The following is a 14,300-nucleotide window of genomic DNA, read 5'->3' as shown; positions in this document are numbered from 1 at the left end:
AAGCACCCTTTAATTCAAAAGTTAATGGAGTATGGATTGGTGATTGTCGGTTCGGCCATAATTGCCATTGGTTTTAATGTTTTCTTACTGCCTAACCAGGTTGCATCCGGAGGGGTCAGCGGGATTAGCACGATTCTCGATTCAACTCTCGGTTGGGAGCCGGCTTATGTACTTTGGGGTTTTAATATCCCTTTGTTCATTGCGGGGCTTATTATCCTTGGAAGACATTTCGGAGCCAAGAGCCTGATTGGAACCTTGTTTTTGCCTTTAGTGGTATTTCTGACAAAGGATTGGGATGCATGGACGAACGATGCATTGCTTGGTTCGATTTGCGGGGGGATGATGGTCGGACTTGGGCTGGGGATCGTCTTTCGCGGGAAGGGCTCCACAGGGGGGACCGATTTGGCGGCACAGATTTTCCATAAGTATACCCATCTGTCATTGGGGACATGTGTGGCTGTCATTGATGGAATCATCGTTTTAAGTGCTGCCATCGTTTTTGATATTGAAAAAGGGCTTTATGCATTAATAGGGCTATATGTGACAAGCAAGACGATTGACCTCATCCAGATTGGATTGAACCGGTCGAAGATGTCATTAATTATCACGAATAAAGAAATGGAAGTAAGGGATGCTATCATACATGAGCTGGACCGGGGTGTAACAGGCATATCCGGGTATGGCGGCTATACGGATGTTACTCGTCCGATTTTGATGTGCGTAATAGACCAGTCGGAATTCACCAAATTGAAACAATTGGTGAAACTCGTTGACCCTAAAGCGTTTGTAATTGTAATGGACGCATCGGAGGTACTTGGGGAGGGTTTTAAACTGGATTGAAATTGGTATAATGTTCTTGTGCTGGTATAAATCAGAGGGGGTAAATTCAATGAAAGTGAAATGGTTAGCCTTAGTTCTGGGTACTTCTTTGGCCTTGGCTGCATGCGGTGGGAACGATGATGCGGCAGATAAAGAGCCTGCAAGTGAAAATAATGAAACGACTACGGCAGGTGCCGGTGATGCCGCTAAAATTTATGAAAACAAATGTTCAAGCTGTCACGCGGTGAATCTTGAAGGCGGCGTGGGACCGAATTTAACGAAGGTCGGTTCTAAGCTTTCGAAAGAAGACATCGAAAAAGTCATTGCGAATGGCCAAGGTGGAATGCCAAAAGGTATAATCCAGGGCAAGGAAGCGAGTATGGTCGCAGAATGGCTTGCTGGACATAAGTAATGATCGACAAACGTCCTGCTTCAGCAGGACGTTTCATTTAGACTCCTTTAAAACCTCGGAACAACTCACATTTAATCCCTTATCAAGCAATCAAATCCTGGAATTATTACATAGATGTTGATATATGTCTAACTGAAATGAAACTGTAATATTATTTATGCTTAATTTGACAAAATATGATGTTATAATGTTTCTGTGCTCAAGTAAGAGAGATTCTTGTCAGATTTCAGTGAAAATTGTCGAAAAAGCTGTTGGTACATAGTGATAATCCAAGCAAATTAGGTGGTTTTAGAATGATAGAAATGATAGATGTGAAAAAGACATATCCAAATGGCGTAATTGCCATTAATGGAATCAATGTGAAAATAAAGGCAGGCGAGTTCGTTTATGTAGTGGGTCCGAGCGGTGCCGGAAAATCGACCTTCATCAAAATGATGTATAGGGAAGAAAAGCCTACAAGCGGTAATATCTTGGTCAATGGCCTCAGCCTTCCAAGTATCCGCAATTCGAAAGTTCCCCTATTCCGCCGTAATATCGGTATGGTATTCCAAGATTTTAAACTCCTTCAAACATTCACTGCATATGAAAATGTAGCTTTTGCTATGGAAGTTATTGAAAAGGAACCAGAAGAAATCAAAAAGAGAGTCATGGAAGTTCTCGATCTGGTTGGCATTAAACATAAAGCGAGGATGCTGCCTTCCGAGTTATCCGGTGGGGAGCAGCAAAGGGTTGCAATAGCCCGTTCGATCGTCAATGACCCTAAGGTAGTCATAGCCGACGAGCCTACAGGTAATCTTGATCCCGAAACATCATGGGAAATCATGAACATATTTGAAGAAATTAATAAACGCGGAACTACGCTTGTCATGGCCACTCATAATAGGGACATCGTCAACAATATTAAACGACGTGTCATTGCCATTGAAAGTGGAAAAATAGTTCGCGATGAACATCGAGGTGATTACGGATATGAAATTTAGAACATTGCTCCGTCACTTCCGTGAAAGTTTTAAAAATATTGGCCGTAATGGATGGATGACGTTTGCTTCAGTCAGTGCAGTAACGGTCACTCTAACATTGGTTGGCGTCTTTTTAGTGCTCATGATGAATTTAAATCATATCGCGGGAAATGTGGAGAAAGATGTCGAAGTTCGGGCACATATTGATAATGCGGCGAATGATGACGATATAAAAGCAATTGGTAAGCAAATTACAGAGATGAACGGCATAGAATCAGTGATTTTCTCTCCAAAAGATGAAGAGCTTACCAATTTAATAGATGATTTAGGAGATAATGGTGATGCGTTTAAACCATTTGAACAGGATAATCCATTAAGGGACGTTTATGTTATCAAAACGAAATCCCCGCAAGATGTCATCAAGGTGGCAAAAAAGATCGAAGGTTTGGAGTATATCCAAAGTGTTAAATATGGACAAGGCTACGTCGAGAAACTATTCAGCTTTGTTAATATTGCTAGAAACATAGGGATCGTTCTTATTGTAGGGTTACTATTTACTGCAATGTTCCTGATTTCGAATACGATTAAAATTACCATTGTAGCCAGAAGAAAAGAGATTGAGATCATGAGGTTGGTAGGAGCGACGAATACGTTCATCCGTTGGCCATTCTTCTTGGAGGGTCTCTGGTTGGGAGTCCTTGGTTCCATCATTCCGATAGGTCTGGTAGCAGTACTCTACTACAATCTATATAAATATGCAGCACCGCAAATCACGTTCAAATTCATAGATTTCCTGCCTGCAAATCCATTTATTTATCAAGTTTCGGCCATCCTCATCGTAATTGGTGCCGTTATCGGGATATGGGGCAGCTTGATGTCCGTCAGGAAGTTCTTGAAAGTATAAAAGTGAATCTTTACTCGAAAGCCAAAAGAAGCCAGACATAAATAGAGAGACGTTACAAGGCAAGGATGTAACGGGTTGAAAGGGGAAATGAAACGTTGAAAAAAAATATCATTGCCATGAATGCCTCCATCATGATCGGGTTGGGAAGCATTCTAGCGGCACCTTCGGTTTATGCTGAGTCGATTTCGAATTTAGAGAAACAGAAAGAATCCATCCAGGAAAAACGTTCTGGTGTAGAATCGAATATTTCCGAAACGGAAAAGAAAATCGATAACCTGCAGGATAAGCAAATGACAGCAGAAGATCAAATCGCTGCCCTTGAAGCGAAAATTGCCGAGTCCGCAAAAAAGATCGATGCCAAAAATGCTGAAATTACACAAACGAAAAAAGAAATCGAGGCATTGAAAGAAGAGATTAAAGTATTAAAAGAGCGGATCGCCAAACGTAATGAAGTATTGAAGGAAAGGGCCCTTTCTTTCCAGGAGACTGGCGGGGACGTGAACTACCTTGAAGTATTATTCGGATCATCCAGTTTTGGGGATTTAGTTGACCGTGTCGGAGCTGTAGCGACAATCGCTGAAGCCGACCGCGATATTTTAAAGCAGCATGAGCTGGATAAAAAGGATCTGGAAGAAAAGCAAAAAGCTGTAGAAACGAAGCTAGCCAGTTTAGAAGTGGCAAAAGCTGAACTATTGGAAATTCAAAAGCAGCAAAAACAGCAGAAGCAAGAAAAGGATGCTTTGGTTAAGAAATTAAAGCAACAAACTAAAAAGCATGAAGACGAGAAGATGGGTCTAGAGGAAGAGAAAGCGAATCTTGCCGCTCAAGAAAGAGCGATCAAATCTGCCATCAGCTTAGAGCATCAACGTCTTGCCGAATTGGAAGCAGCCCGTAAAAAAGCGGCAGCCGAGGCGAAAAAACGTGCAGAGCAAGAAGCAGCGCAAGCGGCAGCACAAGCAGCTTCTCAAGCATCACAAGCATCCGAATCTAAAAAACAATCCACTTCTTCAGGATATAGTTCAAAAAGCAACAGCTCATCATCACCTTCACAATCTTCGTCTAATGTAAGTCAAGCGCCAGCTGTATCATCGGGTACATTCACTAGACCAAGTGCGGGTTATGTATCTTCAACAATGGGTGAACGCTGGAATAAACAGCATGCCGGCATCGATATCGCTGCTAGCGGAACGGTTCCAATTGTAGCGGCAGCAGACGGGGTCGTAAGCCGTTCTTACTTCTCCAGTTCATACGGTAACGTCGTCTTCGTTACCCATTCAATCGGCGGTCAGCAATGGACTACAGTGTATGCACATATGAGCTCTAGATTAACAAGCGAAGGTGCTGTAGTTGCCAAAGGTCAACAAATTGGAATCATGGGTAACACAGGACATTCCTTCGGTCAGCATTTACACTTTGAACTACATAAAGGCCCATGGAATTATAGCAAGTCAAATGCTGTTAATCCATTAAACTATATACCTAATTAATACCCAATATATCAATGAGAAAACAGACCAGGATTAAATTCCTGGTCTGTTTTTTTGTGGTGTCACTTTTATCTATAAGCATATTATTTCCACTCCCCTCATATAGTGAAATACATACCAGGTCAGAAATGGGGATAAATATGGTCAAAAAATGGGTACTTCCTCTAGCAATCATCATGTCATTAGCCATTGGAGCAGTGGGGGGCATATATTGGACAAGCTTCTCGGCCAAGAATGAAGTAAAGGATGAAAGCCAAGCAATATCGAAGGATAAGGAATGGGCAAAAGTTGAACAAGCTTACGGTTTGATCGTAAGCCAGTATGTAGAACAGGTTGAAGGTTCCAAACTGGTCGAAGGGGCCATCCAAGGCATGCTGTCAGCGTTGAAGGATCCTTATTCCGTATATATGGACAAGGAGACCGCTAAGCAATTCAATGAAACCCTGGACTCCTCCTTTGAAGGGATTGGGACTGAAATCGGAATGGAAGATGGTAAGGTCATCATTGTTTCTCCTTACAAAGATTCACCTGCCGAAAAAGCGGGATTAAAGCCGAAAGATCAAATCCTTAAGGTGAATGGCGAGAGTGTCGAAGGTTTGGATCTGTATGAGACACGCCTGAAAATCCGTGGCGAAAAAGGTTCACCCGTCAAAATGGAAATAAAGCGGGCAGGGGTGGACAATCCTCTAGAATTCAATATGGTGCGTGCCGAAATTCCGTTGGATACCGTATTTTCATCAATTAAGGAAGTCACCGGAGAACAAATCGGTTATATCGAGTTGACCACATTCTCGGAAAATACTGCGACTGATTTCAAAAAGCAGTTGAAGGAGATGGAAAAGAAGGGAATCCAGGGCTTGGTCATAGATGTACGCGGCAATCCAGGCGGCCTTCTGTCCAGTGTGGAAACGATCCTTGGTGAGTTTATCACAAAAGACAAACCCTATTTGCAAATTGCGGAAAGAACGGGAGAAACACAATCCTTTTTTACAAGTCTTAAGAAAGCGAAAGCTTATCCCATTGCCGTGTTGACGGATAAAGGCAGCGCCTCAGCCTCGGAAATCCTGGCTGGCGCGATGCAAGAGGCGGGAGGCTATCCATTGGTCGGTGAGAAGACATTCGGGAAAGGCACTGTACAGCAAGCTGTACCAATGGGTGATGGCAGTAAGATTAAACTTACGTTATATAAGTGGCTGACACCTTCAGGGAACTGGATCCATAAAAAAGGGATCAAACCGACAATTAAAGTGAAACAACCGGAGTATTTTGATGCACATCAGCTGGCCATCGAGAAGGTGTTGCAGCGGGATATGAATGATGAACAAATCCAGTATGCCCAAAGCATTCTGAAAGGACTAGGGTTTGAACCGGGTCGTGAGGATGGATATTATGATTGGAGTACGGAAATTGCAGTAAAGGCATTCCAAAAACAATTCGGACTGGAAGTTACGGGTAAACTGGACGCTAAAACCGCAGCACATCTGGAATCCGCCATTCTGGATAAGATCCAGGATGAAGATAATGATATTCAGTTACGTACGGCTTTGAATTATTTAGTGAAATAAATTGCTGGCACCGTTCCCCTTGGAGCGGTGCCTCTTTTGCATTTGATCGAGCCTTGCCTGCGAACATGAAGGCAGTATAGGGGAGACTTAAGATAAAGCTACTTTTTCTGCATCTTAATAGGCATGAAGGTTACATTTTTGATAGAATAGGAGGTAACTGACCAGAACGAAATTTGACAAAATTTTGATTACTTTTGAGGATGGTGGAAAGAAATTGACAACGGATTGGCTGATTGCATGCTTAATGGGATTAGGAAAACTCTTCCTTCATCCTTTGCTTTATGTTTCGATTGCCTATTGTTTATTCATCGGCTATCTTCGCGTTAAACGGGAACGCCATGATTTCAATACGAAGATTTACGGTTTTTCCATGGAGCTGCGTTCCATGTTACCTCAAGGATTGATATGGGGATTGATCCTTTCCTTCCTCACGCTGGCTACTGGACTAGCCATTCCTTTGGCGGCTCTGTTCATCATGGCAGTGGTTACGGTTTTGTCCATGCTATCCATGAAAAAGAGGTTTGTTTCCCCCGTTTATACAGTGGGACTCACCTTCTTCATCCTTTTCTTTTTAAATGATAGTGATGTCCAGCTGGCTTTATTTCAGGATGCCTTTAATCAGCTTGATCGGTCCGTATATCCGACACTTGTTATTTTGATAGGGTTATTACTGATTGTTGAAGGGTTTTTGATTGCTGGCAATGGAAGTGAAAAGGTCTCTCCTCAGTTGGAGGTATCCAAGAGGGGGCAGCCGATAGGTGTGTATGTTTCACAGCGAGTTTGGCTGATTCCCATGTTCGTCATGATTCCTGGAGGACAACTTCCAGTGCCTTTCGATTGGTATCCGGTTTTTTCAATCGGGGACATGTCCCTATCGCCGATCGTACTGCCCATGTTAATCGGCTTTAAGCAAAAAGTTCATGGGACGCTTCCGGAACTGGCCATTAGGGCGCAAGGCAAAAAGGTAGGGGCATTGGGAATTGTGATTACGCTATTGGCGGCAGTGGGATACTGGTACCCTCCATTGGCAATCATAACGGCTGTTTTAGCAATCCTTGGTCGTGAATTCCTGCACTATACCCAAAAGGCAATGGATCAAAAGCTTCCTTTTTATTTTTCGAAAAGTAAGCTGGGTGTCCAGATCTTGGGCGTTATCCCTCAATCTCCGGCAGATAAAATGGGGCTGCAAAAAGGCGAGGTCATTTCTAAAATAAATGGGGTCGTCGTCAGGGAAGAAGAAGAGTTATACCGGGCGCTCCAAATAAACCGGGCACATTGCAAGCTTGAGGTCATCGATAATAATGAACAGATACGTTTTGTGCAAAGAGCTCTTTTTGACGGGGAGCATTACGAATTGGGCATCTTGTTCGTAGACGATCAATTAAAGGAAAGCGGACAAGTGGGTTAATGATACATTAATATAAAATAAAAGGCCTTTCTCGAATAGATCGAGAAAGGCCTTTTTTCAAAATATTACTTTTCAAGCATGATCTTTTCTATATCGTCCAGCATTTTATTAGCTGCTATTACTCCGCCAGCTGTATTCCAAGTTGCGTCGCTAACCTCATGGGCATTTCCATTTTTGACTGCATCAAGGTTTTTCCAAAGTGGATCATTAGTCCATTCTTTTGCTGTGCTTAGGGCCTGTTTGTCCCCTTCAGGAGCGTAAGTGAAGTAGAAGAGAATATCTCCATCCATTTTAGGGATGACTTCTTTCCCAACCTCAATGGCAAGGTTACCTAATTTATTGTCTGCAGTGAATAGTTCCTTCTGTTGTTCTGCACGTTTAAATCCTAATTGATCGAAAATCACTCCAGAGAATGAATCTGTGTAATAAATACGAGTAGTTCCAGCCATGAAACGAACAATGGAAACTTCTTGATTTACTTTATCACCCAATTTAGCTTTAAGATCTTCTGTGTTTTTATCGAATTCTGCAATTACTTCGTTACCTTTTTCTTCAAGGTTCAAGGCTTTTGCATATAGTTTAAAGTTTTCTTTCCAATCTCCTCTTAATGTTTCCGAGAAAACGGTAGGGGCGATCGCATTTAATTTATCATAAACAGCCTCTTGGCGTATCTTGCTTCCGATAATCAAGTCAGGCTTCAGTGATGCGATTTTTTCTAAGTTAACTTCATGTTCAACACCAACAACTTCGACCCCATCCATATCATCTTTAATATGGTCGTACCAAGGGTCACCAAGCCATGATTGAACGGCACCGACAGGTTTAATTCCTAAAGCAAGCAATGCTTCAGTACCTTCATTTGTCAGAACGACCACTCTTTTAGGCGTTTCTTTCAACTCGGCAGTGCCCATGGCATGCTCGATTGTGTAGCCTTTCTCCTCTTTCTTGTCTTCAGCTTTATTTCCATCGGCTTTATCATCCGAATTCCCGCAAGCTGCTAGAAGAAAGACTGCAAATATTGTAAAAATCGTTAATAATGACTTAAATCTAAACATCTATGTATCCCTCCCAGTTTTTCAGCAAATGATAATCATTCGCACTTAACAGCATCATCATAAAATGAATATACTTTTCTGTCAATATATAAATGAAAATGATTCTCAAATTCGTTGACATCATCCCGTTACCACCAGTAAAATATTACTATACAAACGTGATTGGAAAGGTAACTTGATATGTTATTAAAATATACATGGCAGAAATGGATGGGGCTGTTCATTACCATTCTTTTGCTGCTGTTTTTACTGTGCTCAAGCATTGTATACGGTTATACAGATACGACATGGAAAATGGCGATCGATGCTTTTACACATTTCAATGGGACGAATGAACACATCGTCATTCAATCAGTCAGACTTCCGCGTGCCCTGATTGCTTCGGCAATTGGTGCAAGTTTAGCCATCTCGGGGGTTTTGATGCAAACGCTAACTAAAAACCCACTGGCCTCTCCAGATATCTTCGGGGTCAACGCCGGGGCGGGGTTGGCGGTTGTCACTGGGGTCACCGTGTTTGGGATAAGCAATCTTCAAGTATTCACATGGCTGTCATTCATAGGGGCGGCCATAGCCGCGATAAGCATATATATGATTGGAAGCATGGGACGCGGCGGCTTGACACCGATGAAGCTGACATTGGCTGGTGCGGCCATGACGGCCATGGTAGCTTCACTTACCCAAGGTCTTCTTGTTTCCAATGAGGCTCTTTTAGATCAAGTCCTATTCTGGCTTGCCGGATCGGTTTCCGGTAGAAGTCTGGACAATTTAGTTGCCGTCCTGCCTTATCTTATCGTAGGATGGGGCATTGCCTTGATCATGTCCGGTAAAATGAATGTGTTATCAATGGGTGAAGATGTTGCAAAAGGCCTTGGACTGAATATAGTTTTCCTTAAACTGGTCCTGGGACTGGCAATCATACTGCTCGCTGGCGGATCAGTGGCGGTTGCGGGTCCGATTGGCTTTATAGGAATCGTCGTTCCGCATCTTACCCGTTCTATAGTAGGCATCGATCATCGCTGGTTGATTCCCTTCTCTGGACTTTTCGGGGCGGTGCTTTTGATTGCGGCCGATGTCATGTCCAGGTATATCCTGATGCCTCGAGAAGTTCCGGTTGGAGTCATGACAGCCATAATCGGGACCCCATTCTTTATCTATATTGCTAGAAAGGGGTTCAGCGGTCGATGAAGTCATATAAGAGTTTTCGTTTGTTTAATGAAAAAATATCATTCTTGATGGATAAAAAAGCTATGATCGTGATTTTCATATTATTTTTAGCCACTTCACTAGTGTTTGTGATCAGTACTGGAGTGGGTGAAATGAATATAAATCCGTTAAGTGTCCTCCAGGTCTTTATCGGAGGGGGGACGGAGAGCGATCGGCTTATCATTCAATCTTTCCGCCTGCCTAGAATAATTGTTGCCTTGCTGGTAGGGATGGGCCTTGCCGTAGCTGGAGGGATCCTTCAAGGGATGATTCGAAATCCACTTGCTTCCCCGGATATCTTGGGGATAACAGGAGGAGCGACTGTAGCGGTCGTTGGATTCCTGGCCATTTTTAGCGATAAGAATCATTCTTTAACGGTGAGCATCAATTGGCTGCCGTTAGCTGCATTCATTGGGGCGACGGTCGTGGCCTTTCTTGTTTATTCATTAGCCTGGAAAAATGGAGTTCCCCCGATAAGGCTTGTGTTGATCGGGATCGGGGTGATGGCTTTAATGAAGGCACTCACTACGATGATGATGATTCTTGGCCCAGTCTATCAAGCGAGCCAGGCCAACCTTTGGATCACGGGGTCAGTGTCAAACTCCACCTGGAATAATATCGCTGTACTGGCACCATGGACGATTATATTCCTGTTAATCGCCTTCCTGTATGCCAGGAATATTAATTTACAGGAGCTTGGCGATGACCTTGCAACGGGGCTTGGGGGCCATGTCCAAAAACAGCGGTTTGCATTATTGATGATCAGTACGGCCTTGATTGGTGGATCCACGGCCTTTGCCGGCGGAATAGGATTTGTGGGATTAATGGCACCCCACATGGCCAGAAGGCTGGTTGGTTCGAGTTTTGGTGTGTTACTGCCCACTTCAGCTTTGCTTGGGGGCATCCTGGTTATGGTGGCGGATTTGATTGGACGGACCTTATTCTCACCTTTGGAAATACCGGCTGGTGTCTTCACAGCGAGCATCGGGGCACCATACTTCATTTATTTACTATATAAAACGAGAAATTCGTAAATCCGGAAAATGCAGAAAGAAGCAGCCACCCTCTAGGGATGGCTGCTTCTTCAGTTTGTAGACAAAAGGGGTTTTGATTGGCCTTCCTAAACCCCTTCTGTTGTTTTTACCAAATTTAGAGAAATTGCAGACTTTTCATTAGAACCATAGCCCATATTCATTTTTCCCCCCGGACCGCCCGCGGAAAGCGAGTGCCTGAAGTGAAATCAATGTTCGAATTATACTAAACCTAAAAAGACTGTAGGCAGGCTCGCTTTTTTTTCATTAAGCTTCTTTAGCTGCTTCGATTTCGATGGTAAGCGTGATTTGATCGCCGATCAGTACGCCGCCTGTTTCTAATGCCGCGTTATAGGTTAGACCATAATCACTGCGTTTGACTTTCCCTTTGCCGCTAAATCCTGCTTTTTCATTTCCCCATGGATCTTTTCCTTGGCCTTCGAAGGTGATGCTGAAAGTTTCTTCTTGTGTGATTCCATTAAGAGTCACATTTCCGGTTACATCGTATTCATCTTCACTCGTTTTCACGATTTTTGTTGATTTGAATGTTAATGTAGGATTGTTTTCTACATCAAAGAAGTCAGCGGAACGCAAGTGATTATCCCGGTCTGCATTGCGTGTGTCGATACTGGCCACATCAACGGTAAAATCGATTTCTGCAGTCGTTAGATCCAATGGGTTTGCTAGAATGCTTGCTTCAAACTTATTAAAACTTCCTTTTACTTTAGCGATCATCATATGTTTTACGGAAAATTCAATAGCACTGTGAGTAGGATCGACTGTCCATTTTGTATTTGTCATGTTTATTCCTCCTGATTATTAATCTTGAATTTATATATCTTTAATTTGAGATATCTTAACTTAATGTAATTATATGAGGTTAAATCAATAGTGTCAACTGAAAGTTTTCCTTAATTTTGAAAACATGAAAAACCCTGTGCATTTATGGGGCACAGGGTTTTGTCTTATGAAGACTGCCTATATTAATTGGCATGCTCTTTCTCTTCTTGATTGGTCACTTTACTCGGCCAAAAAGCACGGCGGCCAAGTAAGGCGGTGATTGCAGGAACAAGGAACGGGCGCACAATGAATGTGTCCATTAAGACACCAAGAGCAGTAATGAGACCGAATTGAACCAATACTTGAATCGGAAGTGTGGCTAGAACGGAAAAAGTGGCTGCCAAGATTATTCCGGCTGAAGTGATGACTCCGCTAGTTTCGGCAACGCCTTTTCTGATGGCCTGCTTGATTGGCATTGTTTCTTTCTTACGCCAAATGCTTGAAACCATGAAAATGTTATAATCCTCTCCAAGTGCAACCAGGAATACGAAAGAATAAAGTGGAATGGTCCCCTCTATGGCATCTACACCCATGAAATAGTGTAGGATTAACCAACCTAAGCCCATAGCGGCAAAGAATGAGAGAATGACTGTCCCCATTAAATACACCATGGCTATCACAGATCGCAAGTACGCTAAAAGGAGCAAGGAAATCAGGACGATGATGATCGGGATGATCATGAATTCATCAGATTTTACGGTATCCCTTTTATCGAATTGCGCCGCAGTTTGCCCGCCAATCCAAACCTTTTCATCAACGGAAGATATATTGGCGGCCTTCAGTTCTCTCTCCGCCATTTTGCGGATTTCCGGAATGGAATCAATGGTCTCGATAGCATATGGGTTCAAGTTGAAGGTGACCTCATAGGATTGCAAATCTTTATTGAATTTACTTGTGACTGGATCGGCAACACTTTCAACAATATTCATTCCTTCTAATGCCGGCGCTAAATCGATATCTTTTCCATCCGTATCGATGACCACTGTGGCTGGTGCCAGTTCGCCAGGTGAGTACGAATCGGAAATGACAGAATAGCCTTCACGGGAGTTCATATCTTCAGGGAAGGAAGAGAGAATATCATATGAATATTTTATTTGTGAAGAATATCCAGCTAAAACACTGAAGATGACTAGGCATGTAAGAATGACAGTCCATGGTTTGGTCGTGACGATATGACCAATCCAGTTACCGATGCGGCCTTCTTTATGCTTTTTGACGGGTTTTCCCTTCTTCTTGGCCCGTGCTTCTTCCATTTCAGGTGTACGCGGAACGATCGGGAAGAAGGAAGCCCTTCCGAATACAGAAAGCAATGCCGGTACAAGTGTTAAAGCTGCGAGCATCATGATAAAAATGGACAAGCTGAATGGTACAGCGAAACGGTGATAGGCTCCGTATTTGGCTACAAGCAATGTTAGCAGGGAGATGACGATCGTAAGGCCGCTCATCGCAATGGCGCCTGATGAATCTTTAAATGCGGCGATCATGGCCTTCCGTTTGCTTTCATGATTCCTTAATTCACTTCTGTAGTGAGAAATTAAAAATAGACAGTAATCCGTTCCGGCACCGAATAATAATACGGTCATGATTGAAATTGCCTGTGAATCGACTGTAATCCAACCATGATCTGCCATGAATCCTAGAATCGGGCTCGTGACAATATAGGCGAAGCCCACTCCGATTAGAGGAATGATGGCTAAAAGAGGAGAGCGGTAAATGAGTAATAACACGACAAGTACTAGTATTACCGTCGCTAACAGCAATTTGAAATCAGCACCTGAAAATAAACCCGTTGCATCGACGGATATCCCTACAGGGCCTGTCACTCGAAGGGATAAATCATCTGAATCCGTCGGGACCTTGAATGGGTCCGATCCAATGCGTTCCGATACAGCTTCATTAATGCTTTCAAGATTTTTTTCGAGAATTTCAGTCTCGGTCTTTTCTTTAAAGAAAAGCGGCTGTACGAAAGTCGTTCCATCTTCTGAAACCGATCCTTGAAGAGCAGGCAACGGAATTTCATGAAGCGGCGGTAAAAAGGATTGCTGTGTCAATGGGTTATCTGTCAGTTCTTTGGAAAGGTACTGAATTTCAGCCAAGTCGGCCTCTGTCAGTCCACTTTCCCGATGCCATGTAAGGAGGGCAGGTAATCCAGAGGATTTTGGAAACTCTTCTTTAATAAGTTCATCAGCCACGACAGAAGGTGAGTCTTCAGGCAAGTCTGCGGCATTATTTGCTGTTCGATCATTAACGGCAGGCAATGTGAAGGTTAATGCAATAGCTGCAATTATCCATACAGCAATGATAGCCCAACGACTGGTTTTTCCAGTCATCATCCTGCCAAGTCTTCCTAATATTGATTCGTCCAATGAAGGCACCCCGTTTTTTAAAATTTTTTATCCTTAGTTCATTATAATGGAGCGCTGTTGACAGATACAAAAATGGGTATGCTCACTCCCTATTTCTACTAAATGCATTAAAGCTTTCTAATCATTATATGATTTAAACCAGTTGTTAATGGCATAAACCTATGCTCAGCGATATATAGGGGGAAAGTACTTATTTAACTAATTTCAATTAAATTTGAAGATTAAAGAGTTAAATATAGGGAATAGGGGAA

The 14,300-nt window shown here is 42.9% G+C and carries 13 protein-coding genes; 9 read left to right on the top strand and 4 right to left on the bottom strand.

Going from position 1 to position 14,300, the window contains the following annotated elements; genetic code table 11:
* Positions 1–24 precede the first annotated feature (24 nt).
* The 7 genes from BW986_RS12770 to BW986_RS12740 all read left to right on the top strand — a co-directional run bounded on the left by BW986_RS12770 (position 25) and on the right by BW986_RS12740 (position 7,554).
* A complete protein-coding gene (locus tag BW986_RS12770; RefSeq protein WP_397222289.1) occupies positions 25–840 on the top strand; it encodes a YitT family protein in 816 nt (271 codons plus the stop codon).
* 49 nt (positions 841–889) lie between these two features.
* Positions 890–1,231, top strand: a complete 342-nt coding sequence (cccB, locus tag BW986_RS12765) for a cytochrome c551 (protein ID WP_076368274.1) — start codon at positions 890–892, stop codon at positions 1,229–1,231.
* A 293-nt stretch (positions 1,232–1,524) separates the two neighbouring features.
* Positions 1,525–2,211, top strand: coding sequence for a cell division ATP-binding protein FtsE (ftsE, locus tag BW986_RS12760; protein ID WP_076368273.1), 687 nt, complete (start codon positions 1,525–1,527; stop codon positions 2,209–2,211).
* Positions 2,201–3,094, top strand: a complete 894-nt coding sequence (gene ftsX / locus BW986_RS12755; protein ID WP_076368272.1) for a permease-like cell division protein FtsX — start codon at positions 2,201–2,203, stop codon at positions 3,092–3,094. The genes ftsE and ftsX overlap by 11 nt, the downstream gene beginning before the upstream one ends.
* A gap of 95 nt (positions 3,095–3,189) precedes the next feature.
* Complete coding sequence (locus BW986_RS12750; protein ID WP_076368271.1) at positions 3,190–4,581, top strand: murein hydrolase activator EnvC family protein; 1,392 nt, start codon at positions 3,190–3,192, stop codon at positions 4,579–4,581.
* Between the two features lie 140 nt (positions 4,582–4,721).
* Positions 4,722–6,146 carry a S41 family peptidase gene (locus BW986_RS12745; RefSeq protein WP_076368270.1) on the top strand — a complete coding sequence of 475 codons (1,425 nt, stop codon included), beginning with the start codon at positions 4,722–4,724 and terminating at the stop codon, positions 6,144–6,146.
* A 214-nt stretch (positions 6,147–6,360) separates the two neighbouring features.
* Positions 6,361–7,554 (top strand): PDZ domain-containing protein, encoded by a 1,194-nt coding sequence (locus BW986_RS12740; protein ID WP_081395622.1) that lies wholly within the window; start codon positions 6,361–6,363, stop codon positions 7,552–7,554.
* A 65-nt stretch (positions 7,555–7,619) separates the two neighbouring features.
* Here BW986_RS12740 and BW986_RS12735 read toward each other — a convergent pair whose 3' ends face one another.
* On the bottom strand, positions 7,620–8,609 hold the full coding sequence (locus BW986_RS12735; protein ID WP_076368269.1) for an ABC transporter substrate-binding protein: 990 nt from the start codon (positions 8,607–8,609) through the stop codon (positions 7,620–7,622).
* Positions 8,602–8,733, bottom strand: a complete 132-nt coding sequence (locus BW986_RS30705; protein ID WP_260320841.1) for a hypothetical protein — start codon at positions 8,731–8,733, stop codon at positions 8,602–8,604. The genes BW986_RS12735 and BW986_RS30705 overlap by 8 nt, the downstream gene beginning before the upstream one ends.
* 56 nt (positions 8,734–8,789) lie before the next feature.
* Between BW986_RS30705 and BW986_RS12730 the strand changes: the two genes are divergently transcribed.
* Positions 8,790–9,794 (top strand): FecCD family ABC transporter permease, encoded by a 1,005-nt coding sequence (locus BW986_RS12730; protein ID WP_076368268.1) that lies wholly within the window; start codon positions 8,790–8,792, stop codon positions 9,792–9,794.
* Positions 9,791–10,846, top strand: a complete 1,056-nt coding sequence (locus BW986_RS12725; RefSeq protein ID WP_076368267.1) for a FecCD family ABC transporter permease — start codon at positions 9,791–9,793, stop codon at positions 10,844–10,846. The genes BW986_RS12730 and BW986_RS12725 overlap by 4 nt, the downstream gene beginning before the upstream one ends.
* A gap of 264 nt (positions 10,847–11,110) precedes the next feature.
* Here the strand turns inward: BW986_RS12725 and BW986_RS12720 are convergent, their stop codons facing one another.
* Both BW986_RS12720 and BW986_RS12715 read right to left on the bottom strand, forming a co-directional pair.
* The gene (locus tag BW986_RS12720; RefSeq protein WP_076368266.1) at positions 11,111–11,644 is read right to left on the bottom strand and encodes a YceI family protein; all 534 of its coding nucleotides are present in this window, start codon (positions 11,642–11,644) and stop codon (positions 11,111–11,113) included.
* A gap of 182 nt (positions 11,645–11,826) precedes the next feature.
* Positions 11,827–14,049: an MMPL family transporter gene (locus tag BW986_RS12715; protein WP_081395599.1), complete on the bottom strand. Its 2,223-nt coding sequence runs from the start codon at positions 14,047–14,049 to the stop codon at positions 11,827–11,829.
* Positions 14,050–14,300 lie beyond the last annotated feature (251 nt).

Origin of the sequence: Peribacillus simplex, from assembly GCF_900156045.1 — a bacterium.
In the GTDB taxonomy this organism is placed as follows: Bacteria; Bacillota; Bacilli; order Bacillales; family DSM-1321; genus Peribacillus; species Peribacillus simplex_D.
The sequence above is the reverse complement of the archived record's forward strand: the minus strand, read 5'-3'. Positions and strand labels throughout refer to the sequence as shown.